Annotated in this window: 9 protein-coding genes; 5 read left to right on the top strand and 4 right to left on the bottom strand. The window is 69.1% G+C overall.

All coding sequences use genetic code 11. The features are described from left to right. The first annotated feature begins 80 nt into the window (after positions 1–80). From ASF82_RS00910 to ASF82_RS00890, 5 genes are all read left to right on the top strand, one after another. Positions 81–1,106, top strand: coding sequence for a LacI family DNA-binding transcriptional regulator (locus tag ASF82_RS00910; RefSeq protein ID WP_235491121.1), 1,026 nt, complete (start codon positions 81–83; stop codon positions 1,104–1,106). A gap of 98 nt (positions 1,107–1,204) precedes the next feature. After that, positions 1,205–2,749: a sugar ABC transporter ATP-binding protein gene (locus ASF82_RS00905; RefSeq protein WP_235491120.1), complete on the top strand. Its 1,545-nt coding sequence runs from the start codon at positions 1,205–1,207 to the stop codon at positions 2,747–2,749. Positions 2,750–2,875: 126 nt separating this feature from the next. Further along, positions 2,876–5,101, top strand: coding sequence for a family 43 glycosylhydrolase (locus tag ASF82_RS00900; RefSeq protein WP_056052189.1), 2,226 nt, complete (start codon positions 2,876–2,878; stop codon positions 5,099–5,101). Positions 5,102–5,168: 67 nt separating this feature from the next. After that, positions 5,169–5,795: a hypothetical protein gene (locus ASF82_RS00895; RefSeq protein WP_056052186.1), complete on the top strand. Its 627-nt coding sequence runs from the start codon at positions 5,169–5,171 to the stop codon at positions 5,793–5,795. Between the two features lie 53 nt (positions 5,796–5,848). After that, the gene (locus ASF82_RS00890) at positions 5,849–7,015 is read left to right on the top strand and encodes a WxL protein peptidoglycan domain-containing protein (RefSeq protein ID WP_156369868.1); all 1,167 of its coding nucleotides are present in this window, start codon (positions 5,849–5,851) and stop codon (positions 7,013–7,015) included. 83 nt (positions 7,016–7,098) lie between these two features. On the opposite strand, the gene ASF82_RS00885 is transcribed toward ASF82_RS00890, so the two are convergent. The 4 genes from ASF82_RS00885 to ASF82_RS00870 all read right to left on the bottom strand — a co-directional run bounded on the left by ASF82_RS00885 (position 7,099) and on the right by ASF82_RS00870 (position 19,342). Further along, positions 7,099–8,544, bottom strand: coding sequence for a glycoside hydrolase family 43 protein (locus ASF82_RS00885; RefSeq protein WP_200931957.1), 1,446 nt, complete (start codon positions 8,542–8,544; stop codon positions 7,099–7,101). Between the two features lie 281 nt (positions 8,545–8,825). Continuing rightward, entirely contained in the window at positions 8,826–12,395 is a 3,570-nt protein-coding gene (locus ASF82_RS00880) for a LamG-like jellyroll fold domain-containing protein (protein ID WP_082514164.1), read from the bottom strand. A gap of 131 nt (positions 12,396–12,526) precedes the next feature. Beyond that, on the bottom strand, positions 12,527–15,472 hold the full coding sequence (locus ASF82_RS00875; protein ID WP_082514161.1) for an immunoglobulin-like domain-containing protein: 2,946 nt from the start codon (positions 15,470–15,472) through the stop codon (positions 12,527–12,529). Between the two features lie 546 nt (positions 15,473–16,018). Beyond that, positions 16,019–19,342 (bottom strand): family 43 glycosylhydrolase, encoded by a 3,324-nt coding sequence (locus ASF82_RS00870; RefSeq protein ID WP_082514158.1) that lies wholly within the window; start codon positions 19,340–19,342, stop codon positions 16,019–16,021. Positions 19,343–19,426: the final 84 nt, after the last annotated feature.

Below are 19,426 nucleotides of genomic sequence, written 5' to 3'. Positions count from 1 at the left end.
CCTCCTCTCCTGCGTCACTAAGCTGGAGTTGAGCGATCGGCGTTTTACCAGTCGCTCAGGGGCCCGGGACTCGCATGCCCGTGATCGGGGAGGAGATCGTCGTGGTGTCCGGTCGGCCAGGCCTCAAACAAGTCGCCGCGGTGGCAGGCGTCTCGCACATGACCGTCTCGCGCGTACTGAGCGGCCACCCGAACATCAGGGACTCCACTCGCGCAAAGGTGCTCAAGGCAGTCGACGAGCTCAACTACCGACCCAACGTCGCGGCTCGATCGCTCGTCACGCAGCGCACGGAGCGCATCGGCGTGCTGGTCGAGAGCGGAGACGCCTTCGGTCCTTCGAGCACCCTGCGTGCCATCGAGCGGGCCGCGCGGTCGAGGGGCTATTCAGTGACGTCCGTCGCACTGCGAGACGAACGGGACATGACTCCGGTCGACGCCGTCGAGCACTTGACGGGGCTGGGCATCGACGCCCTGTGCATCATCGCGCCGCGCTCCTCGTCCGTGGCGACCCTCCGCACCATCGAGATCGGGGTCCCGACACTGGTGGTGAAGTCCGAGGACGACCCGACCTTCCTCACGGTCTCGGTCGATCAACAAGCGGGCACAGCGGAGGCGGTCGACCACCTCGCGTCGCTGGGGCATCGTGACGTCCTGCACCTCTCCGGCCCTCTGGACTGGCTCGACGCTCGATCTCGTGAACGTGCTTTCCACGCGCGCGCCAAGTCCTGGGGGATGCGAGAACGCCCCATAGTCGTCGGCGACTGGACGCCCGACTCCGGCTACGAGTTCGCCGCGAGCCTGACCTCGGTCCCGGAGTTCACCGCGATGGTCGTCGCCAACGACGACATGGCCCTCGGCGTGATCCACGGTCTCGCCGAACGGGGGATCCGTGTTCCGCAGGACGTCAGCGTCATCGGCTTCGACGATCTGCCCAGCGCTCGCCACATGCTGCCTCCGCTGACGACGGTGCGGCAGGATTTCGACAAGCTGGGGACGACGGTCTCAGACGTGATCCACGCCCACGTGCACGGCCAGGAGATCCCCCGGCGCACACGCATCGCGACACAGCTGGTGGTTCGCGACTCCACTGCGCCGCCGCGCGCCTGATCATCGTGAGGTGATCCGTCGTCAGCTGTCGCGTATCATCGGCGACACCTCGGCACGGCAGCCCCGATGCCGTGCCGCACACGATCCGAGGGCGGCACGTGGATCTGCAGTCGACGGCGACTCCTGGTTCTCCCCACCCGACGGTGGAGATGGTCGGGATCGACGTCGTCTTCACCTCGGGCCCGGCTCTCACCGGCGCACGTCTGTGTCTGGCCCCGGGAGAGATCCACGGGCTGATGGGGCAGAACGGCGCTGGCAAGTCGACGCTGATCAAGACCCTCACAGGCATTCATCGTCCCGACGCCGGAACGGTCACGGTGGACGGCGTCGAGCGCCGCTTCTCGGGGCCGGCGGACGCACGATCGGCCGGCATCTCGGCGGTGTTCCAGGATGAGTGGCTCACGGACAACCTGAGCATCGGCGAGAACATGATGCTCGGGCACGAGGTCCGTGGCCGCTTCGGCATCTCCTGGTCGCGTACCCACCAGCGAGCAGCCGAGGTGCTGGGAGAGCTCGGAATGGGAGCCGTCGATCCGCGAGCATCCGTGCGCTCGCTGTCGCCGGCGCTCCGCCAGCTCGTGGCCATCGGTCGGGCGATGATCGACCGCCCCCGCGTCCTCGTACTCGACGAACCGACCTCGAGTCTCGACCTCGACGACGTCGTCCGGCTCTTCGCAGTCCTGAGACGCCTGCGCGACAGCGGTGTGGCGATACTGTTCGTCTCGCACTTCCTGGAACAGGTCTTGGCCCTGAGCGACCGGATCACCGTGCTGCGCGACGGCAGCACGGTCGGCGAATACCCCGCGCACTCCATGGACCGGGCCGAGCTGATCGCCTCGATGCTCGGCGAGGACATCGAGGCGCTACGGCGGATCGGCGCAGACCGCCGCCAGCATCGCCGGCAGCCCGTCGGCCCGCCGATGTACCAGGCTCTCGGCCTCGGCCGTCGAGGAGCGGTCGCACCGACCGACTTGGAGCTGCATCGTGGCGAGATCGTCGGCTTCGCCGGGCTGCGAGGCTCCGGTCGCACGGAGATGGCCTCCCTGCTCAGCGGCGCCGATCGCTTCGATCGCGGACGCGTCCTGATCGACGGTGAGCCCACGCAAGTTGCCGAACCCCGCTCGGGCATGCGGAATCGGATCGCGCACGCGAGCGAGAACCGCCACGAGGACGGCATCATCAGCGAGCTTTCGGTCCGCGAGAACATCGTGCTCGGCATCCAGGCGCTTCGCGGTTGGTCTCGACCCCTCTCTGCCGCCGAGACCGACGGCCTCGTCCGTGCCTACGTCGACTCGCTCGACATATCGCCGGCGGATCCCGACCTCCTGGCCAAGTACCTCTCCGGCGGCAACCAGCAGAAAGTCGTGCTGGCACGGTGCCTGGCGACCATGCCTCGACTCCTCGTGCTCGACGAGCCGACCAAGGGGATCGACGTGGCCTCGAAGGTCGACATCCAGGCCCATGTCGTGAAGCTCGCGACGGACGGCGTCGCCATCGTCTACATCTCGTCCGACCTCGACGAAGTCGTTCGCCTCAGCGATCGCATCGTCGTGTTCAAGGACCGCGAGAAGATCGGCGAGGTCAGCAACGGCCCGTGGCTGACGGTCGACACGATCGTCGAGATGATCGCCGCCGACCGCTGAGGGGGAAGCGACGGGCAGACCGAGTGGGCCAGTTCGCTCGCGCTGACCCCCGTTTGGGTGTTACCGTGAACATCACTGACAGCCTCAGCCCTCCTCAGCAATGACGCCGAACTAGGAGCACGTGTGATGAAGCCCTTCCTGCGACCGCTCGTCCTCGCGACGACCGTGGCCCTCATGGCTCCCGTGTTGGCGACGTCGTCAGCGTCCGCCGCTACAGCCCAGGGTGACGCCCCGGCAGATGCTGTCGGTGCATCGGGTGAGATCCTTCGATATGCCTTCGACGCCGATGCGGGCACATCTGTCCTCGACAGCTCTGGACATGGTCGGGACGGGGAGCTCGTCGCAGGCGGTACGTGGAACGACGGTGCTCTGCAGCTCGACGGCGTCGACGACTTCGTCAGGCTCCCGGACGACCTGCTCGCCGATGTCACCGACATCACCGTCGAGGCCGACGTCTGGATCGACCCCGCCCAGGCTTCCCCCTACTTCCTCTACGGGCTGGGCAACACGACGGCCGGAGCAGGCGACGGATACCTCTTCACCTCCGGAGACGACTACCGCACCAGCCTGACCACCGGCAACTGGACCACGGAGCAGACGGTGTCGCAGAGTGCAGCAGTGCCGCGCGGCACCTGGGCGCACCTCACGTACACGCTCGCCGGAACGACCGCCACCCTCTACCTCGACGGGGTGAAGGTGGGCAGCTCGACCGTGACCATCGATCCGAAGGACATCGGAGCCGGCAGGACGACGGCCAACTACATCGGCCGTTCGAACTACGACGCTGACAATCGCTTCCGAGGCCAGATCCGAGAATTCGCGATCTACGACCGAGCGCTGAGCCCGGCCGAGGTGCTCTCCGCCTCCGGGAACACGACGACCCTGTCCGACGTGACGATCGGCGGAGACGTCCTCAAGACCGCGCCGATCATCGACTCGGTCAACCGAGTCGTCACCTTGCCGGTGAAGCCCGGTGTCGCGCTGACCTCCCTGGCTCCCACCTACACGACCGCGGCCGGCGTCGTCGCCAGCCCCGCCTCCGGGACCGTGCGCGATCTGTCCACACCTCAGCGGGTGGTGCTGACGCCGCTCGACGGCAGTTCGACGACCACCTGGACGCTGAAGGCGATCTCGATGGGGAGCCCCTCCATCCCCGGGCTCTACGCCGACCCCAACATCGCCGCCTTCGGAGACACCTACTACGTCTACGCCACGACCGACGGCGTCCCCGGCTGGGGCGGCAACCAGTTCTGGGTGTGGTCGTCGAAGGACCTCGTGGACTGGACCCGCTCGGACCGACCGATCCTGACACTCGACGGTGCGAACGGGAACGTCCCCTGGGCGGCCGGCAACGCCTGGGCACCGACGATCTCGGAGAAGAACGGCAAGTATTACTTCTACTTCTCCGGCCACAACGCCGCGCTCGACCGCAAGACGATCGGAGTCGCCGTCGCCGACAGCCCGACAGGCCCCTTCGCCGCGCAGCCGACGGCCATGATCACGAACGGCGAGGCCGTGAACTCCGGGCAGGCCATCGATCCAGCCGCGTTCACCGACCCGGCGACGGGCAAGAGCTACCTCTTCTGGGGCAACGGAGCTCCCGTCTACGCCGAACTCGCCGACGACATGCTCTCGATCAAGGTGGACACCATCAAGCGGATCGACGGCCTGACCGACTTCCGTGAGGGCGCCTTCGTCAACGTGCGCAACGGGCTGTACCACCTGACGTACTCCATCGACGACACGGGGTCCGAGAACTACAGGGTCGGGTACGCCACCGCGACGAGCATCGACGGCCCCTGGACCTACCGAGGTGTGGTCCTCGAGAAGGATCCTGCCCTGGGCATCCTCGCCACGGGCCACAACTCGGTCATCAACGTGCCGGGCACCGACGACTGGTACATCGCCTACCACCGCTTCGCCTTCTCCGGCGGCGACGGCACGCACCGTGAGACGACGATCGACCGGGTCACGTTCTCTCCGACGACCGGCCTCATGGAGAAGGTGCGACCGACACTCGAGGGCGCCGGCGCTCAGGAGATCGCCGACGTGGCCGTGCCCGCGGTCACCGTCGCCGCCTCGAGCAGGACGCGCTGCGTACAGGGCAAGGTCTTCCTCTCGGTAACCGTCACCAACCCGAACACCTTCGCGATCAAGGTCGTCATCACCTCGGCCCACGGCGTCAAGACGATCGACGAGATCGGTGCCGGGAAGAGCGCCACGCACGCGTTCACCACCCGCGACGCGAGCGTCGCCGGGGGACAGGTGAGCGTGACCGCCACGGCTTTCGTCTCGGGCGAGCCCGCGACGACCAGCGCTGTCGCCCCCTATCCCGCTGCTGGCTGCCGCTGACCCCTGTCCCACCCTCACCACCCCACCGCGTCGGCGATGCTGCCCACGCAGAACGGAGACACCCGAGATGAACACCCGCTCCCTCCTCGCCCGCGGAGCCGTCGGCCTGACCGGAGGCATGCTCCTCCTCGGCGTCGCCGGCACGGCGGCCGCCGCAGAACCTGAGATCGGCACCGACGACGTCGACGTCACCGTCCAGATCGCACCCCTCAGCGGAGGAGGCGCTCTCGCGATGTCCGTGGCGGGCACCTCGACCGCGCTGGCCGAGAACGGCTCGACCGGCGTGATCCGCCAGTTCACCGGGACCCTGCCCACCGTCACCGTGACCGACACCCGCGATCCCGCCGACATCCCCGCGGACGCTGGCTGGTACGTCCTGGGGACCGCGACCGACTTCGTCTCCTCGGACGGCCTGAGCACGATCGGCGCCGAGAACCTCGGCTGGGCTCCGAACCTCATCGACGGGGGCGATAGTGGCCTCGTCGCCGAGGGCGACGTCGTCGACACCGCCATCGATGGTGGGCCCGACGGTGTCGGCCTCGTCGACCAGGAGCTCCTCGCGATCACCGACGACTCCGCCGGCATAGCGAGCGAGGGGTCGTGGACCGCCGACGCGGCGCTCACCCTGAAGACGCCGACGACCGTCGACGCCGGCGACTACAGCTCCACGATCACGCTCTCCCTGTTCGAGTAACTTCCACGAGGCACGCCCTCGTCCCCCGTCAGCCGTGAGCGGCCGGGCACCTCGTGCCCGGCCGCTTCGTGCGTCCTACTCAAGATCAAGAGGTTTCCATGACCGGTCCACGCCGATCCTCTTCCGGCGGGCGCCGTCCGGCGACGCGCCTCCACGCGCTCTCCGGGTTCGTTCTCGTCGGTCTCGTCACCGGGGGGTTCGTCGCGGCGGCCGCTCCGGCCGCGTCAGCCGCGTCAGCCCCCCAAGGCGTGACGTGGGCGGTGAGCCCCGCCACGGACGGTGCTCCGGACGAGCGGTCCTGGGTCGAGCTCGACCTCGGCCCCGGTGCCACCGCCTCCGACGAAGCTGCCGTCCGCAATCTCAGCGACGAGACCGTGACGTTCCGCATCGACGCGGCAGACGGCTACTTCACGGACGCGGGCCGCTTCTCCATGCTCCCCTCGGACAGGCCGTCGACGGACGCCGGCACGTGGATCTCCGCTCCCGAGACGGTCACCGTCGAGCCCGGAGCGACGGGCATCGTCCCGTTCACGGTCTCGGTGCCCTCGGATGCCGAGCCCGGAGACCACGCAGCCGGCATAGCGGCGTCCCTGGTCTCGGTCGGCGCCGGCGCCGGAGGCGCGTCCGTCGGGGTCGAGAGCCGCATCGGCTTCCGCGTGATGACCAGGGTGACCGGCGACGTCGTTCCGGCTGTCGCCGTCGACGGCATGCGGGTCGACTACCAGATGTCGTGGAACCCCTTCGCCGCCGGGTCGCTGACCGTCGAGGCCGACATCGTCAACACCGGCAACGTCCGCCTCGTCCTCGACGGGACCGTCCGCGCACAGGGATCTTCCGCGCCGATCGTCGCCGACGACGCCGCGCGACAGGAACTGCTGCCGGGCGACCGCAGGGCGGTGTCGATCCCGCTCAGGAGCGTCTGGCCCCTCATCGTCGCGAGCGCCGAACTGCAGGTCGCCCCCACGGTGGTTTCACCGGACGGAGGGGAGGCCGTCGATCTGGAGCCGGTCACCGCTACGGCGACGGCGGCCGCAGTTCCGTGGTCACAACTGCTCGTGGTGCTCGGAACGGCACTCGTCCTCTCGGCTCTCCTCGCGGGTCGCTCACGCTCGCGCAGCCGTGTCGCCGCGCTCGTGCGGCAGGCCAAGGAGGAAGGCCGCCGGGAGGGCGCGCATCCCGGTCGTGCAGAGGGAGTGACCGCGAACGCGGACGATCGCTGAGCCGCTCGGCGCCTCGATGAACGCGAACGACGAAAGCCGCCCCTCGGGGCGGCTTTCGCGTGTGGCTCAGAGTCCGGGAGGGCTCAGGGGACGAGCCGGAAGGTGGCGTCTGCGTACTCGGAACTGGACAGCGGGTCGATCCGCAACGAGAAGTCCCTGTGCCGCAGGTACCTGGTGGGGTAGTTGTAGCTCTGGAACGAGGACCAGGAAGGGTCGGAGAGACCCGCGACCTTCTTGAACGTCGCGTCAGCCGCGAAGCCGGCGCTGCCGTCGTTGGCGTTCAGGACGACCGAGAAGTTCGAGTGCCGAAGGTACTGTCCGGGGAAATTGACCGACTCGAAGGAGACAGCGCTCGGATCGGCCAGACCGGGAACGATCTTCCACTGCGAGTCCTGCTGGGGGTCGAAGGGGAACGCATCGATGCGCGCAGCCCCGCCTTGGTGGCGGACGTAGCGGTCGGGGAAGTTCGACGACTTGAGGCGGGTCGAGCTGCTCTGCCCGTACTTCGTGGTCAAGCCGTTGTACTCGGTCGACGTGATGGGTTGGATGCTGTTGTGCTTGGAGCCGATGGGCGCCGTGAAGTTCCGCTGGCTGAGCGGCGTCCACGAGCCAGTCGTGACGCTTCCCTGCCAGACGTTGAACTTGTTGTTGGGGCAGTAGTTGTCACCCCAGAGCCACCAGGAGTTGGGGTCTGACAGAGATCGAACGACGGTGGGCGCCTCGACGCAGCCACCCTGGTACAGGCCGGTCGTGTAGGGGGTGAACGAGCCCGGCGTGAGGGACGACGAGCGGGCGCCCATGAGGCCGGTCTGGTTGGGCGCAGGGGAACGGTAGTAGAGGTAGTTCACTCCGTTGATGTCGGTCTGCACGTCGGAGTCGATGACACCGCCCTGGCCGTTGTTGTCGAAGAACGTCACGGGCGCCGTCGTCGTGACGAAGTCGGATGTGTAGACGACGAGGATCGTGCCGAAGGGGCCGCCCGTAGGACTCGCGCTGAACGTGATGCCGTACTGCGCTCGTGCCGGGTCCCAGAAGATCGCAGGTGCCCACGTGAACGAGTTGGGGTTCGCGCTGTTGATGTTGAGCAGCCGGTCGCTCGACCAGTTGACCAGGTCGGGCGAGGTCCAGATGTGGATCGAGGGGTTGGCTGCCCCGAAGTTCTCGTTCTTGAGGTCCGTCGCCGTCATCACCCAGCTGCCGTCCTGCAGTCGGAAGAGGAACGGGTCGCGGATCCCCTTCGTGCCGAGCGTCGGGACGAGGATCGGGGCGTTGTCGTTGAGGGCCGTCCATTCGAGCGCGTCCTTGCTCACGGCGAGGTGCACGTTGTTGGAGTTGCCGGACCCGTTGGGGCTCTCTCTGAAGTACGCCATGACGTAGGCGCTGTTGGCTGTCGCTGCTTCAGCGGGGGCTGTCTGCGGCGACGCCACGATGAACGCGCCGATCATGGCGGCGGATGCGGCGATGGTCCCGAGACGGCGCCGCCACGAGCTGCGGCCGGGGCCGGCGATGGAGTTCGATCTTGTTGACATGGTTCGCTTTCTAGGGTGGTTCAGTGGGGTCTATCGGGGGTGGGGACGTCTGACGTCGCCGTGGGGAATGTGCTGAGAATGCCTCCTTAGACGTGAGCGGGTGAGTCACGGCGGCGGCGTGCATCGCGCCGAGGCCGACTTCTAGGTGATCGTGAAGGCATTGCCGTTGATGACCAGGACGTCGTCGTCGGACCCGGAGCTCCCGTCGACGAGGTCCCTGTCGAGGTCTCCCCTCAGACGCGACAGACGACCGCCGATCGGCCCGCCTGCGCTCTCCCCGCTCATCCGCAGCTGCGCGACGCGTACGCCACGCTCTCCCGCGAGGTGCCCGTGGTGGACGTCGCGGTGATCGCGACCGATCCCGACGTGATGGACGCTGCCCGCGTCGTCGTGGCAGTCGCGCCCGACGCTCCCGGAGCGACTCCCTTCACGGTCTTCGACCCGAAGGACGTCGCGGTGGCGACGTCGATGGCCGAGGTGCCCGTGTTCTTCACCACGGTGGTGATGACGACCTTGCCGCTGATGCACCGCGTCGTCACGACGGCGCTCACGGAGGGTCGCGACAGGACGGTCACCGTGGTCGTCACCGCACGGTTGGCGGGCGCCACCTCCTCGTCGCGCGTCACGTCGAGCACAGGGCGGCCGTCGGCGGCGTAGTGGATGCGGACGAGCCGCGTGTCCCTGCCGTCCCCCCCGACCCCGTTGCCCCACGTGTGGTACACGAACACGTCGTTGCCGTCCTCGTCGCGTGTGACGGACCCGTGGCCGGGTCCTTGCTCGTACGCGCGGTAGTCGACGACTCCGTCCGGCATGGGGACGCTCTTCAAGAGCGGAGCGTCGTACTTGGTCCAGCTGGCGATGTCGGTCAGGTCGCTGCCCTCCTTCGCCCAGGCACCGCCGACGATGTACTTCGGGCTGACGCCGCTGCTGGAGTAGACGAGCGTGATCTTGCCGTCACGCTGGATCGCGAACGCCCCTTCAGACAGATGGTCCTCGAACGAGAGCGACGGGACGATGATCGGTGTCGGCTCGCCGATGACGCGAGTCGGATCGCTCGGATCGACCTTCGCGATCCAGGTCGCGGGGTCGCTGGCGCCTCCGTCGACGTAGCGCTGCGACCAGGCGTAGTAGGCGGTCCCGCCGGACTCGAGATAGGTCATGTCCAGGCTGATGTTGCGCCCCGTGCCGGCTCGTCCGAGGGCGCTCGAGTCGCTCCTCAGGACTGCGCGGGGCGCCGACCAGTCAGCCGGGTCCGCAGGGTCTCCCCCGTCGCGCAGCTGCATGATGTGGGCCTGCACCGTGTACCACGCGGCGTCCTGGTTCGACTGGTCGTTCCCCGGGTTGAAGCACGGGGCGAACAGGATCGACAGCTTGCCGCCGATCTCGTGGATCTCGGGGGCCCAGTAGCAGCCCGCGATCACCTTCCCCTCGGCGGTGCGGTCCATCCGCGTCCTGCGGTTGAGCAGGTCGACCTCCCTGGCACGCCCGCCGTCGTCGTCGCTGAGCTGGTCGATGCTGTCGGCCACGCGGATGGGGAGGTGCTCGGAGGCGATGTTGTCGTTGCCCGTGTCGTCGGTAGCCGTGAAGAGGTACTGCGTCTTCCCGTCGCGCTCGTACCGGTAGATGGTCGGGTCGGCGCGGTTGTAGGCGAACGGCTCGTCGTACTGTCGCTGGCGGACGGTGCCCGAGAGGTCGTACGTCCCCGGGCCCTTCGTGCCGATGTCCGCGAGCTGCTGCGGGTCCCAGTCGACGCCGAGGCTGCCGGTCGAGCCGTCGGCGTACGACAGGCGGGCCTTCGCCTCCGTGAGGGCGATCACGTCCCCTTGCTCGATCGTCTGTGGCGCGACGGACGATCCGGTGTTGACCGTGCGGCCGAAGGCCTTCGTCAGCGCGTCGGCGGTCGAGGCGGAGACAGCCAGCGCACCGCCCGGGACCGCGTCGGCGACACGCCCGGCGAATGCGGACAGGTCGGCGGTCGCCACGGTCGCGGGGCTCCCGCCGAGGACCGGTCCGCGGTTCCCGTCGGTCACGACGACGCTCCGGCGGCCGCCGTCCTTCGGCCAGAAGGCCTGCGTCCGGAGCTCCGTGCGGGCCAGATCCGTGACGGTCGTGTACTTCGCTGCTCCCGCTGCATCCGTCCACGAGACCAGGTAACGCTCCTGGTCGCTGTCGTAGACAGCGCGGGGCGAGGCGACGCCTCCGGTGGTGCCGAGATCGATGAGGCCGAGCTCGGTGAAGTCGGTCGCGGTGGCGTCGGTGGCCTTGAAGACCAGAGCGCTGGAGGTCTCGGTGCCGTCAGGTCCGCCTCCCTCGCGGACACGGGTGGCGAGCACGCCGACGGTCCCGTCGGCGAAGGTGAAGAGCGACGGAGCCGCGACGGCACGGTTGTCCACCTTGTCGGTCCCGACGAAGACGCCCTCGGCGAAGAGGACGCCCCCGTTGCCGGCGAGGGGTGCCGATGTGTCGACGGACGACCCGAGAGCCAGGTGCACGCTGCGGGCGACCGTGTCCTGGTTGGCCTTCAGCTCGCCGGTGGGCGTCCGCGTGTAGGCGACGACGGTCTTCCCTGAGGTGGCGCTGAGGACGGTGGTGCGGAAGGTCTTCGTCAGCGTGGTGCTGCCGACCGCCACGGAGGCGGTGAGCGAGATCGCCTGGTCGGATGCCGTGTCGTTGACGAGGCGTCCCCCTGACAGGCCGCTGCCGTCGGCGCTCCACGACACGGTGTACCCGGCGATCGTGGGCAACGTGGTGCCGGACGCGACGGTGGGGGGAACGACCAGGGCGGTGCGCAGGCGTCCTGTCGCGTCGGCCTCGGTGTCGGCCACGACGGTCACGGAGCGCGCGGTGCCGGTCGCGGCGGATCCCGCGAAGGTCGCGCTCGGCGTGAGGGTGACCACGGCGTTCGCTGTTCCGGGTGCCGGTCGGCGCACGGTCCCGTCGGCACCGATGACCGACGGGTCGCTGCTCGACCAGGTCAGGAGGGAGCCGCCCGCGCCGCGGGTCGGGAGGGCGATGTCGCCGGTGACGGGCTGGGTGACCGAGAACGTCGCCGCAGCGGCATCGGAGCCCGCGACGACGGAGGCGGCGGGAGCCGCGTCCTCACGCACCTGCTCCTGCGACAGGGCACTGGAGTACACGTGCACGTCGTCCATCGCGCCCGCGAAGAGGGGGTCAGGGCCGTAGAGCGACTTGCCCAGCAGTCCGGAGGCGGTCGAGGTGCCGACGGTCGCCGCGCCGGTCGCGGAGGTCGGGGTCGTCTGCGCGAGCCGACCGTCCACGTAGGTCGACACGCTGACTCCGCTGCGGAGCACGACGGCGACGTGGCTCCAACGGTCGGACGCCGCGGGGCCGGTGTCCGCTGCGCGCTGCTCAGAGCCGTCCTTCACCGCGCCGATGAGGTTCCCGCCGCACTGCGGGGTGGCGAAGAGGTACCGCTCGGTCGACTGCCCGAGGGCGTACGCCCAGCTGCAGCTCTGGCCGCCGTCCCATCGCAGCCAGGCTGACACGGTGAGGTCGGCGGTCGACGTCGAGGTCAGTCCAGGCGCGATCTCGGCGAATGCAGCAGAGCTCCCGGCGACGCCTCCGGGTAGACCGAGGGCGCGATCGTTCCCGCCTCGCGGACCCACGACCGTCGTGGCGCCGCTCCCGCGCACCGTGGCGGATCGGTTCCCGACCGAGTCGGTGAAGGCCGTCCCCGCGGTGACGGGGGCGCCCGCGGCGCTCGTCGAGGCGAAGTCGTAGGAGAGGATCGGGCCGGGTACGGCGGCCTGCGCGGGTGCGCCGCTGAGCGCAGCGCTCCCCGCCGTCAAGGTCGCGGCCACCATCAGGGCCGTAGTGCGTCGGAACAGCATCGTTCGTCAACTTCCGTGAGAGGTGCATCCGGGGAGCGCGGGCCGTTCGGTCCGCGCTCCCCGCTGGGCGGGAACCTCAGGCTCCCGAGTGCAGGAGATCCGAGAGAGCGGCTGCTCTCTCGGATCCCGTGCTAGCGGCAGACGATCGCCGCGTAGGGCGCCGTCACCGTCCGGGAACCGGACGCGGCCTTGGACGTGACGCTGAGCTCACCTGCCGCGATGGAGGCAGAGCGGCTGCTGAACGCCGCGGAGACGGTCTTCCCGGGGGCTACGCCTGTGAACGTCCTGCTCCCCCACGGCGAGGACATCGTCAGCTCGACGGTCGAGTCGCTGGCGTTGGTGCCGGTCCCCATCACCGTGACCTTGCCGGCGACGCAGCGGCTGGAGGCCGACGCCTGGACGGCCGGTCCAGGAGGCGCCGTCGCCGTGATCGTCGCGACCGCGGGGGTCGCTGCCGAGTTGGCGAGCTGTCCACGCACCTGGACGGTGTCGCCGGCCTTCTTCAGCGAGCTGAGGTCCGCGGTCTCCCAGGTCACGGCCACGGTCTCCCGGTGGCCGTCCTTGAAGGACGCCGCCACCGTCGCGGGGAGCGACACTGCGCTCGATCCGGCCTGCACCGTCCGTGCCACCGGGTCCACGGAGGTGACCAGGAGCGACGGGTTCCACTTGGCGGCGAGCGCGTCGCGCTCCTTGGCGGTGATCGAGACGACGGACCCGTGACGGGGCGAGGCCGGAAGCGAGAAGCTGCTGGGGATCGTCCACCGGATGTCGCCCTCGAGCGAGTCGGTGCCCAGCGGGATGTAGCCGCGTCCGCCGTAGTTGTCGGTCCAGAGGAAGTACTTGAACCCCGCCCGGTCGCCCTCGTTGGTCTTGAAGATCTCCGGACCCTCGACCTCGGGCGTTCCGGCGTCGCGCCCGATGCAGGTGTCGATGAGGCTCCACGCGCCGGAGGCCGTGGTGGCACGCAGGTCGGTGGACTTCTGTCCGATGATGTCGGGCGAGGGGCAGCCGGTGGTCTGGGTCGCCTTCGTGAAGCGGTAGTAGGTGTCGCCGTCCTTGAGCATCGTGGCGTCGATCAGCCCGTTGCCCTTGTTGAGCGAGGGAACGTCGGCGGCCTTGAACCACACCTCCGGAGTCGTGAAGTCACGGAAGTCGCGGGTGGTGGAGGTGAGGATCTGCGGTCCGTTGCCGTCCTCTACGTCCCGCGTGCTGTCCGTGAAGAGAGCCGAGGTCCAGTAGACGACGTAGGCGTCGATGGTGGGGTCGTAGGTGGCTTCCGGCGCCCAGGTCATGCCCGCGTTGGGCAGGTTGACCTCGACGTGGCGCTGCTGGCCCCAGTTGACGAGGTCGGTGGACTCCCAGATCTCGAGGTGGCGGCTGCCGCGGTTGGTCGATCCGCCGAAGCCGGTGGTGCCGACGGAGAGGTCGGTGGCCATCAGGAAGAACCTGTCGCCCTCCTTCGAGCGGAAGATGAACGGGTCGCGCAGACCCTTCGTGCCCAGGGTCGAGGTGAGGATCGGCTGCGCGTCGTTCAGGTTCTTCCAGGTCAGCGAGTCGTTGCCGTCCGACGTGGCGAAGCGGATCTTCTCGCCCTCGACGCTGTCACCGGTGAAGTAGGCGAACAAGTAAGCGTCGAGGTCGCTCGCGGCGACGGGGGCCGCGGCCGGCACGGTGCGCGTGAGCGTCCGCACGACGGGCGAGGCTCCCGCCACGGTCACCGTGGCGGTCAGGGTGACGGTCGTGTCGGCGGAGGGACGCGTGAGCGATCCCTTCGCGACCAGGTCGGGCGCCGTTCCCTTGTCGCCTGAAGTGATGACCGCCTCGTTCGACGAGGTCCAGCTGACGGCCGTGCCCGAGCTGCCGGGCCGCGAGGCCGTGGCTGCGACGTCAGCTCCGGTCGAGGGCAGGTCCAGGCTGCCGCGTACAGGTCCGGCGAGTGCGGGATCTGCGCTGATGGCGTCGGCCACGGCCCGGGCGAGCTCGGACTCGGCGGTCTCGCCCGCGGCGTAGGCGGGAACGGTGACGGTGATCGGACGGCCGACGGCGGAGATGCCGCCGTGGACGGCGGTGGGGGTCAACGTCACGGTCGCGTCCGGGTTGCCCGAGGCAGGTCGGGTCACGGCGCCGGTGGGGCTGACCGTGCCCGGGGCGCTCGACGCCCAGGTGACCACGGAGCCAGCGGCGCCGGACGTGGGGAGGGTGAGGTCGGAGGTGACGGCGGAGGTGTCGCCGAGCGAGACGGTGGCGTCCTGGTTCGCGAGCACGGCGTGCACGCTGGCAGCGCTCTGCTGCACCTGGCCTGCGGTCAGCGCCGAGGTCCAGACCTGCATGTCGTCGATGGCACCGGCCCAGTAGGCGTCCGCGCCGTAGAACGACTTGCCGAGGAAGCCCGAGAAGGTGGAGGTGCCGATCGCGGACGCGGCGGTGGAGGAGGTGTTGCCCTGGCCCACGAGAGCGCCGTCGAAGTAGGTCGAGACGGACTGGCCGCCCTTGACCACGACCGCCATGTGCACCCAGCGGTCCGCGGCGACGGCAGTGTTCCCTGCGCCCCTCACCTCGGAGCCGTTCTTGACCGCGCCGAAGCCGGCCGGACCGCACTTGGTGGTCGCGAGGACGTGGGAGTCGACACTGGAGCCGAGAGTGAAGGGCCAGGTGCAGTCCGGAGCGCCGCTCCAGCGCAGCCAGGCGGACATGGTGACGTCCTGGGTGCCAGCCGGGATGAGGCCGGGCGCGATCCGGACGTGCGGGGCAGCGGACGTGCTCGACCCGCCCGGGAGCGAGAGCGCGCGGTCGCCGGAGGTGCCGGAAGCACCGGCGACGCTCGTCGCGCCCGAGTTGACCAGCGTCCCGGGGTGGTTGCCCACCGCTGCGTCCGCGATGACGGCACCGTTGGCGAGGGTCGAGCCGATGGCGTCGAAGGAGTACTGCAAGACGGGCGCCGGGACGCTCTCGGCCGCTCCGGCGACTCCGATCGGCGTCAGTGCACCGCCTAGCGACACGGCGGCGATCGTCAGCGCGAGGCCCGCGCGGGGAAGGCGCGAGCGTCGGGTGCGCTCTTGCGGGAGAGGTCGTGACATGAGGAGTCCTTCGCATGGTGGGGAGGGCGGGGAGTGAGGGCCAGCTGGTCGTCTGCTTCTGGCGCAGGACGAGGAGGAGCGGGTCGTCGGTGGGGAGGGCACGGCGAACAGCGATGCACGACGGCAAGCGCGCGCGCTGTTCGCTCAGCTCGGGCCGAGCGCTGAGCAGCTCGCCAGTAGGGATGGTGAGCGCGAAGAGTCAGCCCGTGGACTCGTCAGCGGAGCGCGGGCCGGAAGATGTCGGCCGGTAGGACCGGTGACCGGCGGACCAGGCCTGGCGGCCTCGTCCGGAAGGGGGTGGCGACGTCGTCATCGACGTTCCTCTCAGGCTCTTCTTCGAGCCGATAGATCGGGGCGAGTCGGCTGGATCGTGTCCTGCGCGGCCTCTGATCGATCACTGTATCCGTTTTTGTTACCGTGAACAACAGCCAATGCCCACATTCTGGGCCCTGCCGGTCACCATGTCGACGATCACCAAGGGAGGCGTGACCAGATGGCGGGAGAACGGGGCCGACCAGCAAGCCGACCCCGCACTCTCGAGGCCTGTCAGCAGCGAGCTGCGGGGTAGGCCACGGTGACCGGTGTGCTCACGCCTCCGGTGACCGCCGTCCCGACGAGAGTCCCCGCGGTGATCGCGACCGCCCGCGTCGTGATCGCGAGTGAGGCTGTCTTCTGCGCGCCGACGCTCTGCGACCGCTCACCCCAGGGGGTCGCCCAGGTGACGACCGTGGCCGTTCCGGGGTTCTTGGTCACGATGGTGACGACGGCCTTCCCCGCGATGCACCTGGACGTGGCCGTGGAGGTCACGGCCGAGGCCGTGGCGCGGACGACCACCGTGGCCGTGACGGTCCGATTGCTCGGAGCCACCTCCTGGTCCTTCGTCAACGACAGGTCCAGGGTGCCGTTGGCGCGGACGTTGACGCCCTTGAACCAGGTGTTCCGGTCGGAGTCGAAGAGGCCGCCGGCGTTCTGCGGGTCCGTCGCCAGGTGAGGATCTTCGTATGGACGGGCATGGTACGCGAGGACGAGATTGCCCGATTCGTCCTTCGCGAACGAGTTGTGCCCCGTACCGGCCTGCTGCCTCGTGTAGTAGCGGGTCTCGTCCGCCCCGAGACGGCCCGTCGAGGTGTCGTCGGTGTCCAGCACGGGGAAGCTGGTCTGCCTCCAGCTCGCCGGGTCTTGGAGATCTGCGTCGGCAGTCGTCGTCAGGAGGCCCAAGCTGTAGTACTTGTCGACCGTGCCGCCGGAGTAGGTGATCGAGATGGCATCTCCTTGCTGCACCATGAACGGGGCCTCGACGACCCCCTGGTCGCTTCCCTCGGACGTGTCACTGGGCGTCGGAGACCGCTTGCCGATCTCCCACGGCTGGGACTCGCCGTAGACGCGCCGGAGCTCGCCGTCGACGAGCGGGACGGTGCCCTTCGGCCCCGCCACGGCCTTCCCCACGAGGATCTGGCCGCCGGCGGGCATGATCCAGTAGCCCTGCTGCTTGCCTGCCTCCGTGCGCTCGAAGTAGCTGACATCGAATGCGGCGCCGTCGAGGACGACGGGCTCGCCCCACTTCGTCTGGTCCAGGAACCCGCCCGCCGCGATGGAGGCGTCCGTGCCCGTGTACGGGATCAGGACGGTGTTGTCGCACCACCCGCCGACGGGCGCGTAGCCCTTGTTCATGCCTGCGACGATCCACCACGTGCCGTTGATCTTGTGGAACTCCTGCGCCCAGATGTAGCCGCCCCAGCCGTAGAAGGTGTTCGGGTACTGCGCTTCCTTGCCGGGCGTGCCCTCGTCGGGGTCGATGACGATCTGCTCCGGGGCGTCCCGCAGCCCCGCGAGCGTCGTCGCTCGCTTGAGGCCGATCTTGCGGTAGCTCGAGCTCTCCTCGATCGGCCCCAGGGAGGGCTGTCCGTAGTGCGACCCGGTGAGGTAGTAGTAGCCGTCGTCAGGATTGTGGAACACGTACGGATCGGCGCGCGCGTCGCTGACCATCTCCTCGGGGTCCTGCTGGAGCGTCCCCGAGACCTGGTAGCTGCCCGGCTTGGTGGTGTCCACGCCGGTGAGGTCGTCCTGCCAGTCCACGTTGAGGCTCTTCCTCGAGCCGTCGTTGTAGGTCAAGGCCGCCTGCTTCGGCAACGCGGCAGCGACGCCCTCGGCGCCGGCGCCCTGGGCGACGGAGGCGTCCATCGTCTCGACGCCCGTGTTCTGGAGGTCGACGTAGTTCTCGTAGAAGGCGTCGAACTCCGTCGTGGACAGCAGGTCGTCGCTCGCCTGGCTCTGTGCGGCCCACGACGGGAGCCCTGCCCCCTGTACGCCGAGCACTCGGACGTCCGCTTCGGACGTGACGCCGAGCGGGGTGCTGGTGGTCAGATCTGCGAGGATCGTCACTCGACCTCTGCCGGTGAGCAGGTCCGTCCAGAACACCTTGTACTTCTGGGCGGCAGGGTCGAACACGATGCGAGGGTCGGTCACGACAGATCCGGGAGCGATCTTCACGGACCGCTGCTGGGCGAACGTGCGGCCGTCAGGCGAGTTCCACACGTAGACGGAATCGGTCGCGTTGTTCTGGGAGGACACGGCCCCGAGAGCACCGTCGGCGAGGCGGAAGAGGCTCGGTGACCCCACCTGGGCGCTCGGCCTGGAAGCCTGGTCGCCGTCGTTGCCCACGTACAAGATCGCCTGTGAGCGGTTCAACGGCTCCCAGCTGCTGCTGCCGGTCGGCAGAGCCGCGGCGTACACCGCGTCGGCACGACGGTCGTCGTCGTAGGCCAAGGGATCGTCCTTCGTCCCCCCGGTGGTCGTCACCGTCTTGACGTAGGTGGCGATGCGCCCACCGGGAGACGCGATGCGGCTGTCCCAGCGGAAGGTCTGGGCGGTGCCCTCGACGGCGGCCGTGAGCGTCACGGCCACCGCTGCCGAGCCGAGACCTGCGGTGTCGATGGTCCCGTTCGGCCGCACTCTGCTCGCTCCGGCGCCGGTGGCTGTCCACGTGACCTGCTTGCCGAGGACCTGCGACGGCAGATCTCCGAGCACCGTGGCAGGGACTGCCAGGGCGGCACCCACGTCGGACGGCAAGGCGGCGACCTCTGCACCGAGTTCCGCCCCGGACAGCGCCCGGTCGTAGATGCGCAGGTTGTCGATGAGGCCGGAGAAGTACTCGCCTGAGCCCCAGTTCGCCTTGCCCACCTGCAGGACTCCGCCGGATGATCCGAGGATCTGGCTCAGAGGGATCCCGGAACCGTTCACGGCGACGGGCTCCTTGTCGACGAAGAGCCGCGTCGTCGTGTCGGTGACGACCAGGTCGACGTGCTTCCACTCCGGGTTCGGCGTGGTCGCCGCCAGGTTGCCGGCGGAGTTGCGTGCGGTGGCGTTGTCGTAACGCTCGACGGTGATGCCGGAGGTCCGGTCGAGCACTCCGAGATAGTGCTCCTGGGCGTACTCCTGGCGAGCGGCGGACCGAGCGGCGAAGACCGTCCAGCCAGCGTTCGCTGACGAGTCAGGCTTGCTGTCGTAGGAGATCGTGACGCTCGGTAGGCCCGCGAGGAGTGGCTTCCCGTCAGTGGCGGTCAGGTCCATCCACGACGTAGCGGAGAGCCGCGCGGCCGTCCCCTGCCCTGATCTGCCAGCCACCAGGTCGGTGGAGCCCTGGACGGCTGCACGGGTCGTGCGGTCGACGAACGCACCGTCGGCCGGAGCCGCGTCGAAGGTGAAGTCGGCGAGGAGGCTCTGCTCCGGGGACGCGGTCGCGTCCGCTGCCGACGCCGCGGGAACTGCGCAGGCCATCAGCAGGGCGGCGGTCGCGACGGCGGCGGTGACCGTGACGGGCACATGCGGGACCTTCGACACGGAGCGGGCTGGGCGGGGGGACGTCGACATCGACGGTTCCTCTCAGGATTCGTCTCTGAATCCAGTGCGGGCGGAGCGGGAGCGTCAGCGCGAGTGCGCCACACCAGCCGACCT

Source organism: Frigoribacterium sp. Leaf164 (assembly GCF_001423665.1).
Lineage (GTDB): Bacteria > Actinomycetota > Actinomycetes > Actinomycetales > Microbacteriaceae > Frigoribacterium > Frigoribacterium endophyticum.
Note: the sequence above shows the minus strand (reverse complement) of the source record. Positions and strands in the feature narration are given on the sequence as shown.

Bases quoted from the DNA above. Each gene is read 5' to 3' on its own strand.
- ASF82_RS00870 (WP_082514158.1), bottom strand. From the start codon at position 19,342: ATGTCGACGTCCCCCCGCCCAGCCCGCTCCGTGTCGAAGGTCCCGCAT.
- ASF82_RS00875 (WP_082514161.1), bottom strand. From the start codon at position 15,472: ATGTCACGACCTCTCCCGCAAGAGCGCACCCGACGCTCGCGCCTTCCC.
- ASF82_RS00885 (WP_200931957.1), bottom strand. From the start codon at position 8,544: ATGTCAACAAGATCGAACTCCATCGCCGGCCCCGGCCGCAGCTCGTGG.
- ASF82_RS00900 (WP_056052189.1), top strand. From the start codon at position 2,876: ATGAAGCCCTTCCTGCGACCGCTCGTCCTCGCGACGACCGTGGCCCTC.
- ASF82_RS00880 (WP_082514164.1), bottom strand. From the start codon at position 12,395: ATGCTGTTCCGACGCACTACGGCCCTGATGGTGGCCGCGACCTTGACG.
- ASF82_RS00895 (WP_056052186.1), top strand. From the start codon at position 5,169: ATGAACACCCGCTCCCTCCTCGCCCGCGGAGCCGTCGGCCTGACCGGA.